A 15,118-nucleotide genomic window follows, 5' to 3' on the forward strand; every position below is an offset into this window, starting at 1 on the left:
CCTTGGGCCCCTTGGAAGCCTTGCGCACCTGCGTCGCCTTGAGCGCCCTGGAAACCTTGAGCGCCCTGAGCGCCGGTGTCGCCTTGGGCACCTTGCGCGCCAGCCTCGCCCTGGGCGCCTTGGAATCCCTGTGCGCCCTGCGCGCCGGTGTCGCCCTGAGCGCCCTGCGCGCCCGCGTCGCCCTGAGCGCCCTGCGCGCCGGTCGCGCCCGCTTCGCCTTGCGGGCCTTGCGCGCCGGTGTCGCCCTGGGCGCCTTGGAATCCCTGTGCGCCCTGCGCGCCGGCGTCGCCCTGAGAACCCTGCACGCCCGCGTCGCCCTGAGCGCCCTGCGCGCCGGTCGCGCCCGCTTCGCCTTGCGGGCCTTGCGCGCCGGTGTCGCCCTGGGCGCCTTGGAATCCCTGTGCGCCCTGCGCGCCGGCGTCGCCCTGAGAACCCTGCACGCCCGCGTCGCCCTGGGCGCCTTGAACCCCCTGCGCGCCTGCGTCGCCTTGCGCGCCTTGGAGGCCTTGGGCGCCCTGTGCGCCGCTGTTGCCCTGGGCGCCTTGAGCGCCTTGAGCACCTTGGGCACCTGCCTCGCCCGCTTCGCCTTGGGCACCTTGGGCACCTGCCTCGCCCTGGGCGCCTTGTACGCCCTGCGCGCCGTTGTTGCCCTGGGCGCCTTGAGCGCCTTGAGCGCCTGCGTCGCCCTGGGCGCCTTGGAATCCTTGCGCGCCGGCGTCGCCTTGGGCGCCCTGCGCGCCGGCGTTGCCCTGGGCCCCTTGGGCCCCTTGAGCGCCGGCCTCGCCCTGGGCGCCTTGGAATCCCTGCGCGCCGGCGTCTCCCTGGGCGCCCTGCGCACCGGTCGCGCCCGCTTCGCCTTGGGCTCCTTGCGCGCCCGTGTCGCCCTGAGCCCCTTGCGCGCCAGCGTCGCCCTGGGCGCCTTGGAAGCCTTGGACGCCCGCTTCGCCTCGGGCGCCCTGCGCGCCGGTGTCGCCCTGCGGGCCCTGAGTGCCCTCGGGGCCATTCGGGTGGTCCCAGTCCGGCCGTTTGCCCTCGTCGTGCCCACCCCAGGGGCCCTGCCAGCCCTGCGGGCCGTGGTCGGGTTCTTTGCCGGGGTAGTAGTCCGAACCGTCAGGCCTGCCCCCGTCTTGGCCGACAGTCGACCACGACAGCGGCCACCCGCCGGATTGGCCGAGCGGGCCGGGCGTTCCGACGTGGACGTCCTGGGTGGACGACTTCGCCTCCACGGATGGCGCTGCGGCCGCAGGGGCACCCGTCATCCCGACCACCAGCAGGGCAGAACTCAGCCCTGAGGCGGCGCGGCCATGCTCCAAGGCTCGTCGCAGCCGTCGGTTGTTGCTCATGACCCCTCCAGAGAGCCACCCCGGATGCACCCAGAGCTACTGGCCAGTGACGTATTGCTACCTAATGGGCGAGTTGCAGCGTATTCGACGGATTAGTTGCTTGAGGACGGTTTCGGTCGTAACCGGGCAACCTGGGCCGAACGGGATTTTTCTTCGCGCTCGCGCGCGCTCGACCCGCTCACCGCGTTCGACGATGTGACCTCCGCCAGGACCGGCAGCTCTGCCAGCCGCGTCGGCGGTTTCCGCTGCGTCGGCGTGTGCCTGGGCAGGTGCGAGCGGTTCGTGCGCTGCTCAGCGCGCGTGCGCACGGAGCACTGCGCACAGGTCCGCGGGGCCCCAGGGTGGCAGCATTCTCGACAGCCGCTATCTGGCCGGCCCGGGTTGGTCGGGCCACCGCGGGATCAGCCGGGCAGCCTACGAGTGGCTGATCGTGCCCAGTGCGGCAGCCACTCGGGACGCCTCGCGCCGACCCTGCTCGCGGGCGGCGGCGACCAGCGCGGGCACGACGCAGTTGTCCATCACGTTCGTTCCCTGCGCTCGCCTCGACGCTGGATCCCGCAGGAGCACCTCCACCCGGCGGCTCTGGCCCAGCGTGGCCCGCTGCTTCGCGATGCGCGCCCACGGGCCGATGGCCGCGGTGCTGGGCGCGAGGGCGACCACCGGGCCGATTCCGGGGGCGAGGTCGAGGTTGAGGGTCGACCGCATGCCCCCGTCCATGTACCGGTGACCGTCGATGGTCACCGGTGCGGTGGAGAGGGGCATGGCGCAGCTCGCCGCGACGGCGTCCACGAGGGAGACGCCGTCGTGCCGGGTGAAGGCGCGTCTGTCGCCCGACTCCGCATCCACGACGACGATGCGCAGGTCGGCGTCTTTCCAGGTGTGCCCTGGCAGGCGGGCTTCCGCTGTCCGGCGGTGCTGCGACGGGTCGGGGATGGGTGTGGCGAGGGCGAGGCGACCGAGGCGGCGGGCGGCCTGCTCAGGGGACCGGGCGAACAACTGCGCCCGCGCGAGGCGCAGGAGGTCGAGGAAGCCCAGTGCGTTCGAGGTCTCGTGGGCCACGCCCTGGCGTTGGCGATCGTAGAGCTCGCCCAGCGACATTCCACTGGTGATCTGGGCACCCACGACAGCGCCGGAACTCGTGCCGATGAGCACTGCCTCCGGGGCCACGGTCACACCCTCGTCCGCGAGTCCGGCGAGGACGCCGACCTCCCAGGCGATGCCCGTCACTCCGCCGCCACCGAGCACCCAGACGGGTCGCGCGTCGTCCGTCATGAGTCTCCCCGTTCGGCCACATACTGCTAACGGTGTTCGCAGTTGCAGGCTAGCAGGGGTGGTGGAGGGGCGACAACGATCGTCGTCCGAGGACGATGCCGCCGAGCCTGCTCTCCGGCGAGGTGAGAGTCGTCTGCGACTCGACCCGGAATCCACTGCCGTGCAGCCGGGCCGCCACCTGGGCCGGCTGGCGACGATGGACGTGCACCTTCATCGGGTGGCCGCCGTAGCCCTCCGTCTTGAGCGTCGTCTCGTCGCCCACGTGGAAGCCGAGCAGCAGCGGACCACCGGGACGCAGCACCCGGTGGAAGTGCCCGAGCACCGCGTCGAGCTGGTCGTCGGGGATGTGGATGAGCGAGTACCAGGCGATCAGGCCGGCGACCGACCCGTCGGCCAGGTCGAGGTCCGTCATCGAGCCCACCTCGAACCTCAGACCGGGATGATCGCGGCGGGCCACGGCGATCATCCCGGGCGAGAGGTCGATCCCGAAGGCATCGACGCCGAGCGTGCGCAGGTGGGCGGTGATGCGCCCCGTCCCGCAGCCCACGTCCGCGACCGGGCCACCACCGCCGCCGTTCACGAGATCGGCGAACAGCGCCAGAGCCGCCCGTTCGTGCGGCGCCTCGGCCAGCAGCCCGCCCACCAGGTGCGCGTAACTGACCGCGACCGTGTCGTAGGAGGTGCGGGTGTCTGCCAACCATCCGTCGATGTTCATGGCGACAACGCTATTTCAGCGGCACACTGACTGGCCTCCGTCGTCAGCCGTCCTCTGGAGGCGTCCGCCCATGACCTTCGTACCGATGACCGTCAGCCTGCCCATCGCCGACCGTGCCACCTCGTACCGCTTCTACCGCGACGGTCTCGGCCTCGACGCCGTCGGCGAGTTGGCCGACGACGGTCTCCCGGAGCCGTTGCAGTTCGTGGTCAACGACGGTCTGCGGCTGATGCTGGTCCCGACCGGAGGCTTCGGCTGGGTGATCGGCCGGCACGAGGTCGCTGCGCGGGGGCAGAGCGAGTGCGTGCTCAGCCTCGGCGTCACCTCGCCCGCCGACGCGGACGCGATCGTCGAGCGGGCGCGCGCCGCCGGCGGCGAGGTGGTCACCGAGCCGGAAACCCAACCCTGGGGGTACGCGGCTGTCTTCGCCGACCCCGACGGTCACCTGTGGATGGTGTCGACCGCGCAGGAGTGAGCCTGTCCGCGCACGACCGGAAGTGTCGGTGGTGGTCGATACGGTCCGGCGGTGACCGTGACCACCGATGCCCCTGGAACGATGCCCACCTCCGCCGACGAGGCCCGACTGTGGGCACTCATCGAGTCGGCGTGGGCCGAGTTGGGCCCGGAGCCCCTGGCTCTGCGGCAGGCCCTCGTCGAGCGCGACCCCGCCGACGATGACGGCGACGAGGCCGACGGCCCGTCCTTCGCGATCGGCGACTGGCTGGCCCCGTTCCTGGACCGCCTCGGTCACCTGAGTGCCGAGCTGACCGGGCCGGAGCTGACCGACCTCGACCGGGTGGTGGAGCGCAAGCTGCACGACATCGACCGGGAGGACATCCACGAGGTGACCGACGGGTCGGACGACGGCTTCCTCTACTGCCGCGGCTTCATCGTCGCTCTCGGCCGGGCGTACTACGAGGCGGTCCGCGCCGACCCGGCCATGGCTCTGCTGGACGCCGACTGCGAGGAGATGTGCTACTTCTTCGCCCACCTGCACAACGAGCGGTTCGGTTCCTGGCCGGAGACCGGCTCCGGCATCTCCCGCGAGTCGTTCGGCAATCCCGCCGGCTGGTCGGCCTGAGGGCGGCACCGTCGACAGTGGCCCGGTCGACGTCAGACGTAGATCTTCGTGGCGTACTCCGGGCCGTAGTGCCGTTCCAGGTCTTCCAGGCTCTCGACCGGTGCCTCGACCTCCTTGATCAGGCGTGCCCGCGACGGCAACGCGTCGGGCTGCCAGGTCTCCGGCTGCCACAACGCGGACCGCAGGAAGGCCTTCGCGCAGTGGTAGAAGATCTGCTCGATCTCGACCACCACGGCGAGCACCGGCCGGTGCCCCTTGACCACCATGTCCTCGAACCAGGGCGCGTCGCTCACCAGGCGGGCACGCCCGTTGATCCGCAGGGTGTCGGTGCGCCCCGGGATCAGGAAGAGCAGCCCGACGTGCGGGTTGTCGAGGATGTTTCGGTAGCCGTCGGCCCGCTTGTTGCCCGGCCGCTCGGGCAGCGCGATGGTCGTGTCGTCCAGCACCAAGGCGAACCCGGCCGGGTCGCCCTTGGGAGACACGTCGCAACTGCCGTCCGCGCCGGCCGTGGCCACCAGGCAGAAGGGCGAGGCGGCGAGCCAGTCGCGGTCCCGCTCGTGCAGGCGGGTCCGTTCCTTCTGGGCGGCCCGCGCGGTCGGCACGCCGAGCAGGTCGCGCAACTCCTCGTGCGAGGTGATCTCCACCGTCACGTTGATCCTCCCTCAGGCGTTGACCCGTTGGCGGGCACCACCATGTGTCAGCCTAGGCCGCCGTGACCAGCGCGAGGTTTGTGCCCGGTGGCCGGGGGTAGGGCCTCATCCGACGCGCCCGCCGCTCGAGACCGTTCGCAGGACGCCGACCAGTGGAGGCCGGGAGATGGAGAGCCGACTCAAGGTGCTGGGTCACCCAGTCCACCCGATGCTGGTCATGTTCCCGGTCGCGCTGTTGGCGACGGCGGTGCTGTTCGACGTGGTGGACACCGTCGGAGGCCCCGACTTCCTCGCCGAGGTCGCGTACTGGAACATCACGGTCGGCCTGATCGGCGGCCTGCTCGCGGCGGCCGCCGGTTCGTTCGACCTGCTGGCCATCCCGACCGGCACCCGCGCCAAGCGGGTGGGTCTGCTGCACGCGGGGGCCAACGTCGCGGTGATTCTGCTCTTCGCCGCCGTGTGGGCGGTCCGGCTCAACGCGGACTCCCGGGCGGCCGGCGGCGCGCTGGTCGCCATCGAGGTGGTCGCGCTGGCGATCCTCGGCATCAGCGCCTGGCTGGGCGGTGAGCTGGTCGACCGGCTCGGTGTGGGCGTCGACCGCGACGCCGGCCTGGACGCGCCCAGCTCCCTACGGCCGCCCGCGGCCGCTCAGCGGATCGGAGATGTGTGATGAGCGAGCAGCAGTCCGGCGGCTTCGGCCGGGGTTGGCGGGGCGGGCGGCAGCAGGGCTGGGACCCGATGGGTGAGCTGCAGTCGCTGCGCTCCGAGTTGAGTCGCCTGGTCGGCGGGCGGGCCGGCGCTTCCGACGTCGAGTTGACCGAGACCGCCGACGGCTGGGAGGTCGTCGTCCGGCTGCCCGGGGTGGCACCGGAGGAGGTGGCGGTCGAGTTGGACGACCTCGAATTGTGCGTACGGGCCCGCTCCGAGGCGGAGGTCAACGCCGATCAGGGCATCCCCGGCGGTTTCGAGACGCGCGGCTTCGAATACCGCATCAACCTGCCGTCGCGGGTCGACCCGGAGGCCATCGACGCGGTCATGGACCATGGCCTGCTCCGGGTCCGGTTGCCCCGGGCGACGCGGCCCGCGCCGCGCACCATCACCGTCGGTCGCACCGGGCCGCGCTCCGGCGACCTGTCCACTGGTACGCCGATGCCGGCCGATCCTGCCGCGGACCGGGAGTTGCACCGCCCGGACACCGTGGGCGAGATCGACCGGCCGTAGCGGCCTGCGTGGTCACCCCGGCTCTGCTCGGCCCCGCCGCCGAGCGCCTTCCCGACGTGCGGCGGATCGCCGTGCTGCGCGCCAACGCACTGGGCGACTTCGTGTTCGTGCTGCCGGCGCTGGACGCGTTGCGTGCCGCGTACCCGTCGGCGGAGATCGTGCTGCTCGGCGCGCCGTGGCACGCGAAGCTCTGGCGCGACCGGCCCGGCCCGGTGGACCGGGTGCTGGTGGTGCCGCCGGCACCCGGCATCCGTGCGCCCGACCCGGGCGAGGCGGAGTCGTCGATGGACGACTTCCTGGCCGCTGCTGTGGGTGAGGGTTTCGACCTGGCGGTGCAGATCCACGGTGGCGGAGCGAACTCCAACCCGATGATGAGTCGCCTCGGCGCCCGGCTGACGGTCGGCCTGCGCGCCGAGGACGCGCCGCCGCTGGACCGGTGGCTGCGCTACGTCTACTACCAGCACGAGGTGATCCGTTACCTGGAGGTGGTGGCGCTGGTGGGAGCACCGGCGACCACCGTCGTGCCGACGCTGACGGTGACCGATGCCGACCGGGCCGAGGCGGCCCGGGTGCTCGGCCCGGCGCACCGACCCCGGGTGGCGCTGCACCCGGGAGCCAGCGACACCCGCCGGCGCTGGCCCGCCGAGCGCTTCGCCGAGGTGGCCCGTGAGCTGCACGGCGACGGCTACGAGGTGCTGGTCACCGGCACGCCGTCCGAGCAGGAGGTGGTGGACCGTGTCGTCGCGGCGGCCGGGGTGCCGGTGCGGCCGCAGGTGGGCACGCTCAGCCTCGGCGGGCTGCTGGGTTGCTACGCCGACTGCGCGTTGGTCGTCTCCAACGACACCGGCCCGCTGCACGTGGCCGCCGCGGTGGGCGCGCCCACGGTGGGCATCTTCTGGGTCGGCAACCTGATCAACACGGCGAACCCGTTGCGCGGCCGGCACCGGCCGATCTGCTCCTGGATGGTGCACTGCCCGGTCTGCGGGGTGGACTGCACTCCGGGCATCTACCCCCACCGGCCCGGTGACGGCGAGTGCCCGCACCAGGATTCCTTCGTCGCGGACGTTCCGGCGGTCGAGGTGCTGGAAGCCGCCCGGGAACTGCTCACCCCGTAGCTCAGGCCGGCTGAGGGCTGTCCTCGTCGGCCAGGACGACCTCCCACGCCTCCACGTCCCGGTCCGTGACCGTGGTGGGGGACTCCAGGTGGTACGCGCCGCTGGGCAGGATGCCCGCCCCGCCGTAACGGGACAACACGGCGAGCTGCGCGGCCACGTCCTCGCCCTGGTGCTTCTCCTGCACCCGACGCCAGAAGTCGAAGCCACCGGCGTCGACGAGCTTGGCCCGGTCGTAGAGCACGCACCCGCCGATCCAGGAGACCTTGTACGCCCGCCACGCCCCCGGCGGCAGCGCGAGGTTCTCGGTGATGTGCAGCAGGTTGGCCGCCGAGTGGATCCGGGCGCGGTTCCACTCCGGGGTGTCCGGACGGATCCGCTCCGGTGTCGGGGGGCCGATCCACTCCTCGTAGTGCCCGTGCGACTCCGGCCGCACGTCGTCGGTGTACGAGAGCCCGTGCACGCCGTTGCCCACAAACCCGCAGCCCAGCTCGCGGATCGCCGCCACCAGCCGGTGCACCGCCCCCGGTTCCAACCAGATGTCGTCGTCGAGGCTGAGGACGTAGCGGGCGGCCGAGGCGGCGAGCAGGTACGCCCGGTGTTCGGCCAACCCCCGTCGGGGCAGCCGACGGGTCAGCAGCACCGGGTGACCCCGGTGACGCAGCGCCCGGACCATGGTGGCCGCCGCGGGATGCGCGTACGCCGGGTCCCCGTCGGACTGGTCGCTGACCACCACCCCGAAACCGGGTACCCCGTCCTGGGCGGCGAGCCCGCCCAGGGTGACCGCCAGCTCGGCCGGCCGGTTCCGGGTCGGGATCAGCACGTCGAGCAGCCGGTCGGTGCGGAACTCCTCCGCTGTGCCGAGGACGAGGGGGCGGTTCACGACGCCTGGGTGCGGGTGCTCAGCGACGGGTCGGGCTCCCGGTCGACGGCGTACGCCGAGGGGTCCTGGCTGTGTGACCGGATCCGCTCGATGATCGCGGAGGTGGACCGGTCCGGCACGTACCCCAGGGTGCGCACCTGGCCGCCCAGCCGGCGCACCAGCGGCGCCTCCGGGACCAGCTCCGGTGGGTAGTCCCCGCCCTTGACGTACACGTCCGGTCGGACCGCCTCGATCAGCGCGGCCGGCGAGTCCTCCTCGAAGACGACGACGTGGTCCACACAGGCGAGTGCGGCGAGCAGGGCAGCCCGGTCCTCGACCGGGTTGACCGGACGGTCGGCGCCCTTCAGCCGGCGGACGCTGCCGTCGGAGTTGACCGCCACGATGAGCAGGTCGCCCAACGCGCGGGCCTGCTCCAGGTAGCGCACGTGCCCTCGGTGCAGCACGTCGAAGCAGCCGTTGGTGAACACCACCGACCGTCCCGCCTCGCGGTACTCGGCGACGATTGCGTCCAGCTCGTCGGTGTCGACCAGCGCGGCGTGGCCGGTGGTCTCGGTCGGCTGGTCGAGCGCGTCGAGCAGGTCCTCCCGCCGGCACACGCAGGTGCCGGTGTCGGAGACGGTGATGGTGGCCGCCAGTTGGGCGAGCTGGGCGGCGGTGGGCAGCGGCGCGTCGGCGGCCAGGGCCAACGTCATCGCCGCCAGGTATGCGTCGCCGGCGCCCACGGCGTGGCTCGCCGGGACCGGTGTGCTGTGGCTGCGTCGCGGCGCCCCGTCGGCGCCGCCGACCACCGCGCCCTCGGTGTCCAGGGTCACCGCGACCACGTCGGCGCCGGTGTGCGCGCGCAACTCGGCCAGCCGCGACTCGGCCAGGACGGCCCGGTCGACGCCCACTCCGGCCTGGGTGTTCACGGTGACGCCGGTGCCGGTGACGCTGAGCCCGTCGCCGGTGAGGGCCACCCGACCCTCACCCGGGACGGGCTCACCGACCGGCCCGGGACGATCGGCCGGGGTGGCGGCCGTGCTGGTCGAGCGCGGCGACGTAGTGGTCGACGTCGGCTCCAGGGCCGGCTCGTCGGCGCTGTCGTCGGCGCGTACCCCACCCGGCGCGGCGCCCACGGTCAGTTCGGACGGTCCGTCGGCCGGGTCACCGTCGGGGTGTTCCAGGTGCAGACCGGTCCCGGCCGTCGTCCGGCTCGCGCCGCCCGCTCGGGCCAGCAGTCGGGTCGCCTCGGCGAAGCTGGGGGTGACGACGGTCGGCGCGAGCCCCCGCCAGTCGGCGAGGTCGTGGGCGTCCAGCGCGACCGTGGCGTACCGCTCGCGTTGCTCGACCAGCCACGCGCGGACCGGCGCGGGCAGCGCACCCAGGCCGTAGTCGCACACCACCAGGGTCGGCGCCTCCCCACCGGCGGCGGCGCGCAGCTCCTCGGTGGCGCAGTTCAGGGCGGTGAGCAGCCGGGTCACGCCCTCCGGGTCGAGGGCGTCGTCCGGGTCGCCGGAGTCCTCCCGCAGAAGGATCTGGTTGCCGGCGAGCATCCGCCTCTTCACCGGGGTGGGCCGGCCCGGCTGGTTGACCGTGCGGTCCCAGACGCCGGCGCGGTCCAGACAGTCGTGCAGTTCGTCGCCGGCCACGTCGGCGCCGACCGGTGCCACCAGCACCGCCCGGCCGCCCAGGGCGGCGACGTTGACCGCGGTGTTCGCGGCGCCACCGGCGGCGGAGATCCGCCTGCGCAGGGTCAGGACCGGCGCTGGTGCCTCTCGGCAGAGCCGGTCGGAGTCGGCGAACCGCCATTCGTCCAACATGGCGTCACCGACGATCAGGACTGGGCGCCCGAGCCAGCTCTCCACGACGGTGGCGAGCCGGCGCTGTTCCGCTGCTGCTCCTGCCATGCCTCCCCGGGTCCCCACCGCCCTCCGGGCCAAACCTGACCCGCGCCTGACCTGCGGTCATGTCACCACCGTGCCCTTACCGCCCGGCTGGGCCGTTTCGGACGTGCGGAGGCGGGAAGGGAATTGAGGTAACCCCGGAAAGGAGATGTACCGAGATGGCAGCGCAACTGCAGGGCAAGCGGATCGCCTTCCTGGCCGCCGACGGCGTCGAGGAGGTCGAGTACGTCCAGCCGCGCGAGGCGGTCGAGAACGCCGGCGCGACGGTCGAGCTGGTCTCGCTCAAGCCCGGCTCCATCCAGTCCTTCAACCATCTGGACCAGTCGAAGACGTACGACGTGGACGTGACAGCGGACAAGGCGGACGCCGCCGGCTACGACGCTCTGGTGCTGCCCGGTGGGGTGGCGAACCCGGACTTCCTGCGCGGCGACCCGGACGCGGTGCGGTTCGTGAAGGCGTTCTTCGACGCGGGTAAGCCCGTCGGGGTGATCTGCCACGGCCCGTGGACGCTCGTCGAGGCGGACGTGGTGCGGGGCCGACGGATCACCTCCTGGCCCACTCTGCGTACCGACCTGACCAACGCGGGTGCGAACTGGGTCGACGAGGAGTGCGTAACCGACGGCAACCTCACCAGCAGCAGAAAACCCGACGACCTCCCAGCCTTCTGCGCAGAGATCACCAAAACCTTCGCCACCGCCTGACCCCCGCCGGCCCAGCCCTTTGCCCCGGTGATCAAGAGGTTTGCGTCACGAAACGCCGTGCGAGATGACGCAAACCTCTTGATCAACTTTGTGGAGGGGCCCGGGTGGGGCCGGGTGGGGTGGGTTTTTCGTAGTTGGGCGCATGTTCCGCGCTGTCCGGGATAGAAGGCCACATGACCACCGAAGCCTCCGGCGCGCCGGTGCTGAATCGTCAGCAGATTCGGCTGCTCATGTTCGGTCTGATGACCGGGATGCTGTTGGCCGCGCTCGACCAGACAATCGTGGGCACGGCCCTGCCGACCATCGTCGGCGAGCTGGGCGGGATCAACCACTACTCGTGGGTGGTCACCGCGTACCTGCTCGCCTCGACCGCGTCCACGCCGCTCTACGGCAAGATGGCCGACCTGTACGGGCGCAGACCGGTCTTCCTCTTCTCGATCGGCACGTTCCTGGTCGGGTCGCTGCTGGCCGGGCTGTCCCAGAACATGACCCAGCTGATCATCACCCGGGGCATCCAGGGCCTCGGTGCCGGTGGTCTGCTCACGCTCGCGTTCACCATCATCTCGGACGTGGTGTCGCCACGGGAGCGCGGTCGTTACCAGGGTCTGTTCGGTGCCGTCTTCGGGATCTCGTCGGTCGCCGGGCCGCTGGTCGGTGGTTACTTCGCCGAGACCGACTGGCGGTGGATCTTCTACATCAACGTGCCGCTGGCGATCCTGGCCATCGTGGTCTGTTACCACGTGATGCGGTTGATCCCGTTCGAACGCCGGGACCACTCGATCGACTGGCTCGGCGCCGGCCTGCTGGTCGCCGGGGTGAGTTCGCTGCTGCTCGCGCTGAGCTGGGGCGGCAACGAGTACGCCTGGGGCTCCAGCGTGATCATCGGGCTCTTCGTCGTCGGTGCGGTGCTGGGGGTGCTCTTCGTCCTCCAGGAGGCCCGGGTCGCCGAGCCGATCCTGCCGCTGCGGCTGTTCCGGAGCGCCACCTTCGCGCTGGCCAACTCGGCGCTGCTGGTCATCGGTCTGGTGATGTTCGGTTCGATCATTTTCATCCCGCTGTACCTGCAGATCGTCAAGGGCGCCTCGCCGACCCGCAGCGGTCTGCTGATGCTGCCGATGATGGCCGGCATCATCATCACCTCGATCCTGACCGGGCGGGCGATGACCCGGATCGGCCGGTACAAGTGGTTTCCGGTGGCCGGCTCGGTGACCCTGCTGGTCGGCATGTTCCTGTTCACCCGGCTGGAGGTGACCACCTCCCTCTGGGTGGCGTTCGGGTTCATGGTGGTGATCGGCGTCGGGCTGGGTCTGTGTATGCAGTCGCTGATCCTGGCGGTGCAGAACGCCGTCTCCGTACGCGACCTCGGTGCCGGCACCTCGTCGGCGACCTTCTTCCGGTCGCTGGGCGGTTCGTTCGGGGTGGCGATCCTCGGCACGGTGCTGTCGTCCCGGCTGGCCAGCGGGCTCGCCGACCGGCTGCCCGGTGCGATCGCACAGCTACCGCCGCAGGAGCAGGCCGCCGTGGCGGCGAGTGGCGGCACCAACATCTCGATCAACGACCCGGCGACCATCCTGGCCCTGCCGGGGCCGGTCCGCGCGGCCATCCAGGGTGCCTTCGTCGACGCGCTGGACATGGTCTTCCTGACCGCCGGTCTGATCGCCATCGTGGCGGTGGTGGTCACCCTGACGCTGCCCAACACGCAACTGCGGGGCGCCGGCCCGCAGGGCGCGACCGGTGGCGCCGACCCGCTCGGCGGTAAGGCCCCGGCGCCGGGCGGCAAGCCGCTGACCCGCGAGTCCAAGGAAGAGGCCGCCGCCGACATGGAGGCCAAGTCCCAGACGATGATCTGAGCGCGGTGGGGGGTCGTCCGGGTCGGTCGGGCGGCTCCGGGGTCAGGCGGGACGGCGGTAGACGCCGTACCACCAGGTCGCGGCCAACTCTCTCGCCGCCGACGCGTCGGTGTCGGGGTCGGCCGAGGTGGCGCTGACGTGATCGGCGAGGAAGCGGTCGCCGCCGATCACGATCAGCCGGCTCGCGGTCACCGCGTCGACGCTCGCAGGCGTACGCCCGGCCTCCTGCTCGACGCGCAGGGCCTGCACGGTGCGCTCCACGAACCGTTCCAGGCCTGCCGCCCAGTACTCCCGGACCACCTCGTCGTATGCGGCGACCTCGCTGACCGCCGCCAGCACCGGGGCGTATGTCCGGTATATCCGGATCACGTCGGCGAAGATCTCGGTGAGCGTCGCGAGCGGATCGCCCGGCCCGCCGGGGTTCCACTCACCGGTGCGGCCGAAGGAGCTCTCCCGCATGGTGCCGGCGAGACGCATGAGAAGTTCGCTCTTGTCCCGGAAGTGGGTGTAGAAGGTCGACCGCGCCACCCCGGCCTCGGCGGCGATCCGCTGCACGCCGAGGTCGGTGAAGCGGATCCCCTCCTGAAGGAGTCGCTCGGTGGCCGCCAGCACCCGCGCTTCGACGGCGGCCCGCCCATCGGGGTTTCGTGGGCGGCGGCGGGTGATCGAGGGCATAGCCGAAATCCTAGGTGGGCGGCTGCGGGGTGGGCGACGTACGCTCGTTGCCGGACACACTGTCCGACACTGTGACCAGGGAGCGCCTGACCGCGGCCCTCCGACCCCGCACCACGAGGAGCGACACGTGAAGTACCGACTGTTGGGCACCACCGGGGTGTACGTCTCGGAAATTTCGCTCGGCGCGATGACCTTCGGTGGCGCCGGACACCCGCTCTGGGGCACCCTCGGCGGGCTGGCGCTGCCCGAGGTGCAGCGGATGGTGGACACCGCGCTCGACGCGGGGGTCAACTTCGTCGACACCGCCGACGGCTACAGCGACGGCGAGAGCGAGGAGCTGCTCGGCAAGGCGCTCGGCAAGCGACGCCGCGACGTCGTGCTGGCCACCAAGGTGCACTCCCGGACCGGCCCCGGCCCGAACGACGTGGGCACCTCCCGGCTGCACATCATGCAGAACCTGGAGGACAGCCTGCGCCGACTGGGCACCGATCACATCGACCTCTACCAGATCCACAACTTCGACCACGTCACTCCGATGGAAGAGATGCTGCGCGCGCTCGACGACGCGGTCCGACAGGGCAAGGTCCGCTACATCGGTGCCGCCAACCTCGCCGCCTGGCAGATGTCCAAGGCGCTGGGCATCTCCGCCCGGGAGAAGCTCGCCGGCTTCGTCTCGGTGCAGGAGTACTACTCCCTGCTGGGCCGCGACGTGGAGCGCGACGTGGTGCCGATGGCGCTCGACGCGGGCGTCGGCCTGACCGTGTGGAGCCCGCTCGCCGGTGGTTTCCTCTCCGGCAAGATCAGCCGGGACGGCGCCGTCGCCGACAGCGGCGCGCGCAGCGCCCAGCCCGGTTACGCCAGCTTCACGCCGTTCGACCCGGAGCACGCCTTCACCGTGGTCGACGTGCTCAAGGGTGTCGCCGAGCGGCACGAGGTGAGCCCGGCCCGGGTGGCGGTCGCCTGGCTGCTGTCCCGTCCGGCCGTGACCAGCGTGATCGTCGGTGCGCGCAAGCACGAGCAGTTGGTGGACAACATCGCCGCCTCGGACCTCACGCTGACCGAGCAGGATCTCTCCGAGCTGGACGAGGCCACCAAGCTGCCGGTCGCGTACCCGAACTGGATCCAGGAGGGATTCTTCGCCGGGCTCCGCCACCCGCAGTGAGGCACGGCCCCGGGTCGGTGATCCCGGGGCCGCCCTACTTGAGGATGAGCCGGTTGGTCTGCTCGAAGACGTCCAGGTCGGCCAGCGTCTCGGTGACCGAGGTGGAGAGTGGGGCGGGGAACCGGTCCCGGGGAAAGAAGCCGGCATCGGTGGTCTCGTCGGTGACCCGGGCGAGCTGCCCGTCCCACTCCTCCACCTTGAACGCCGTCGTGAAGACCTGGTACGTGTGCCCGTACATGTTGGTGCTCGTCCGGTCCGGGCCGGTGTACAGGGCGAACGCGCACACCCGCAGCGCGCGCAGTCCGGTTTCCTCGCGGACCTCCCGGACCGCGCAGTCGGCGATCGACTCGCCCAGCTCCATCGCGCCCGCCGGCATGGCCCACTGGCCGTTGTCCGAACGCTGGATCAGCAGGATCCGCCCGGCGTTGTCGCTGACCACGGCACGTGCGCCGACGAACATCAGCGTCCGGTCCCCGGCGATCGCGCGCAACTGCCCTACGTATGAGTCGGCCCAGGAGATGCTCACCTGCGACAACTTACGGGGGTTCCCAACGTGTGACCGCCGACACT

General features: G+C 71.7%; 16 protein-coding genes. 9 read left to right on the forward strand and 7 right to left on the reverse strand.

Annotation, left to right across the window (positions count from 1 at the left end; translation table 11 throughout):
- Positions 1-1,292, forward strand: a 1,292-nt coding sequence (locus LADH09A_RS13770) for a hypothetical protein (RefSeq protein ID WP_372492266.1), incomplete at its 5' end; no start/stop codon positions are given.
- 465 nt (positions 1,293-1,757) lie between these two features.
- Here the strand turns inward: LADH09A_RS13770 and LADH09A_RS13775 are convergent.
- Positions 1,758-2,615: a patatin-like phospholipase family protein gene (locus LADH09A_RS13775; RefSeq protein ID WP_238645417.1), complete on the reverse strand. Its 858-nt coding sequence runs from the start codon at positions 2,613-2,615 to the stop codon at positions 1,758-1,760.
- 49 nt (positions 2,616-2,664) lie between these two features.
- Positions 2,665-3,330: a class I SAM-dependent DNA methyltransferase gene (locus tag LADH09A_RS13780; protein ID WP_238645423.1), complete on the reverse strand. Its 666-nt coding sequence runs from the start codon at positions 3,328-3,330 to the stop codon at positions 2,665-2,667.
- Between the two features lie 70 nt (positions 3,331-3,400).
- On the opposite strand from LADH09A_RS13780, the gene LADH09A_RS13785 reads away from it, so the two are divergent.
- Positions 3,401-3,805 carry a VOC family protein gene (locus LADH09A_RS13785; RefSeq protein ID WP_238645424.1) on the forward strand — a complete coding sequence of 135 codons (405 nt, stop codon included), beginning with the start codon at positions 3,401-3,403 and terminating at the stop codon, positions 3,803-3,805.
- 51 nt (positions 3,806-3,856) lie between these two features.
- On the forward strand, positions 3,857-4,411 hold the full coding sequence (locus LADH09A_RS13790) for a DUF4240 domain-containing protein (RefSeq protein ID WP_238645426.1): 555 nt from the start codon (positions 3,857-3,859) through the stop codon (positions 4,409-4,411).
- A gap of 32 nt (positions 4,412-4,443) precedes the next feature.
- Here the strand turns inward: LADH09A_RS13790 and LADH09A_RS13795 are convergent, their stop codons facing one another.
- Complete coding sequence (locus LADH09A_RS13795; protein ID WP_238645428.1) at positions 4,444-5,061, reverse strand: pyridoxamine 5'-phosphate oxidase family protein; 618 nt, start codon at positions 5,059-5,061, stop codon at positions 4,444-4,446.
- 166 nt (positions 5,062-5,227) lie between these two features.
- Between LADH09A_RS13795 and LADH09A_RS13800 the strand changes: the two genes are divergently transcribed.
- The 3 genes from LADH09A_RS13800 to LADH09A_RS13810 are packed head-to-tail and all read left to right on the forward strand — an operon-like array spanning position 5,228 to position 7,397.
- A complete protein-coding gene (locus tag LADH09A_RS13800) occupies positions 5,228-5,731 on the forward strand; it encodes a DUF2231 domain-containing protein (protein ID WP_238645430.1) in 504 nt (167 codons plus the stop codon).
- On the forward strand, positions 5,731-6,282 hold the full coding sequence (locus LADH09A_RS13805) for an Hsp20/alpha crystallin family protein (RefSeq protein WP_238645433.1): 552 nt from the start codon (positions 5,731-5,733) through the stop codon (positions 6,280-6,282). Before LADH09A_RS13800 ends, LADH09A_RS13805 begins: the two co-directional genes overlap by 1 nt.
- Before the next feature lie 8 nt (positions 6,283-6,290).
- On the forward strand, positions 6,291-7,397 hold the full coding sequence (locus LADH09A_RS13810) for a glycosyltransferase family 9 protein (protein ID WP_238645434.1): 1,107 nt from the start codon (positions 6,291-6,293) through the stop codon (positions 7,395-7,397).
- Position 7,398: 1 nt separating this feature from the next.
- Here LADH09A_RS13810 and LADH09A_RS13815 read toward each other — a convergent pair whose 3' ends face one another.
- Positions 7,399-8,277, reverse strand: coding sequence for a glycosyltransferase family 2 protein (locus tag LADH09A_RS13815; protein ID WP_238645435.1), 879 nt, complete (start codon positions 8,275-8,277; stop codon positions 7,399-7,401).
- Positions 8,274-10,163 (reverse strand): D-glycero-beta-D-manno-heptose 1-phosphate adenylyltransferase, encoded by a 1,890-nt coding sequence (gene rfaE2, locus LADH09A_RS13820; RefSeq protein ID WP_238645436.1) that lies wholly within the window; start codon positions 10,161-10,163, stop codon positions 8,274-8,276. The genes LADH09A_RS13815 and rfaE2 overlap by 4 nt, the downstream gene beginning before the upstream one ends.
- Positions 10,164-10,318: 155 nt before the next feature.
- Here rfaE2 and LADH09A_RS13825 point away from each other — a divergent pair, with 155 nt between their 5' ends.
- Both LADH09A_RS13825 and LADH09A_RS13830 read left to right on the forward strand, forming a co-directional pair.
- The gene (locus LADH09A_RS13825) at positions 10,319-10,861 is read left to right on the forward strand and encodes a type 1 glutamine amidotransferase domain-containing protein (RefSeq protein WP_238645439.1); all 543 of its coding nucleotides are present in this window, start codon (positions 10,319-10,321) and stop codon (positions 10,859-10,861) included.
- A 173-nt stretch (positions 10,862-11,034) separates the two neighbouring features.
- The gene (locus LADH09A_RS13830) at positions 11,035-12,711 is read left to right on the forward strand and encodes an MDR family MFS transporter (protein WP_238645440.1); all 1,677 of its coding nucleotides are present in this window, start codon (positions 11,035-11,037) and stop codon (positions 12,709-12,711) included.
- Positions 12,712-12,753: 42 nt separating this feature from the next.
- Here LADH09A_RS13830 and LADH09A_RS13835 read toward each other — a convergent pair whose 3' ends face one another.
- A complete protein-coding gene (locus LADH09A_RS13835) occupies positions 12,754-13,386 on the reverse strand; it encodes a TetR/AcrR family transcriptional regulator (RefSeq protein WP_238645441.1) in 633 nt (210 codons plus the stop codon).
- A gap of 127 nt (positions 13,387-13,513) precedes the next feature.
- On the opposite strand from LADH09A_RS13835, the gene LADH09A_RS13840 reads away from it, so the two are divergent.
- On the forward strand, positions 13,514-14,548 hold the full coding sequence (locus LADH09A_RS13840) for an aldo/keto reductase (protein WP_238645442.1): 1,035 nt from the start codon (positions 13,514-13,516) through the stop codon (positions 14,546-14,548).
- Between the two features lie 34 nt (positions 14,549-14,582).
- Here the strand turns inward: LADH09A_RS13840 and LADH09A_RS13845 are convergent, their stop codons facing one another.
- The gene (locus tag LADH09A_RS13845) at positions 14,583-15,074 is read right to left on the reverse strand and encodes an NUDIX domain-containing protein (protein ID WP_238645443.1); all 492 of its coding nucleotides are present in this window, start codon (positions 15,072-15,074) and stop codon (positions 14,583-14,585) included.
- Between the last annotated feature and the right edge of the window lie 44 nt (positions 15,075-15,118).

Source organism: Micromonospora cabrerizensis (assembly GCF_022230955.1).
Lineage (GTDB): Bacteria > Actinomycetota > Actinomycetes > Mycobacteriales > Micromonosporaceae > Micromonospora > Micromonospora cabrerizensis.

Coding starts and splice junctions, on each gene's coding strand:
- LADH09A_RS13775 (WP_238645417.1), bottom strand. CDS start 2,615: ATGACGGACGACGCGCGACCCGTCTGGGTGCTCGGTGGCGGCGGAGTG.
- LADH09A_RS13780 (WP_238645423.1), bottom strand. CDS start 3,330: ATGAACATCGACGGATGGTTGGCAGACACCCGCACCTCCTACGACACG.
- LADH09A_RS13785 (WP_238645424.1), top strand. CDS start 3,401: ATGACCTTCGTACCGATGACCGTCAGCCTGCCCATCGCCGACCGTGCC.
- LADH09A_RS13800 (WP_238645430.1), top strand. CDS start 5,228: ATGGAGAGCCGACTCAAGGTGCTGGGTCACCCAGTCCACCCGATGCTG.
- LADH09A_RS13805 (WP_238645433.1), top strand. CDS start 5,731: ATGAGCGAGCAGCAGTCCGGCGGCTTCGGCCGGGGTTGGCGGGGCGGG.
- rfaE2 (WP_238645436.1), bottom strand. CDS start 10,163: ATGGCAGGAGCAGCAGCGGAACAGCGCCGGCTCGCCACCGTCGTGGAG.
- LADH09A_RS13825 (WP_238645439.1), top strand. CDS start 10,319: ATGGCAGCGCAACTGCAGGGCAAGCGGATCGCCTTCCTGGCCGCCGAC.
- LADH09A_RS13830 (WP_238645440.1), top strand. CDS start 11,035: ATGACCACCGAAGCCTCCGGCGCGCCGGTGCTGAATCGTCAGCAGATT.
- LADH09A_RS13835 (WP_238645441.1), bottom strand. CDS start 13,386: ATGCCCTCGATCACCCGCCGCCGCCCACGAAACCCCGATGGGCGGGCC.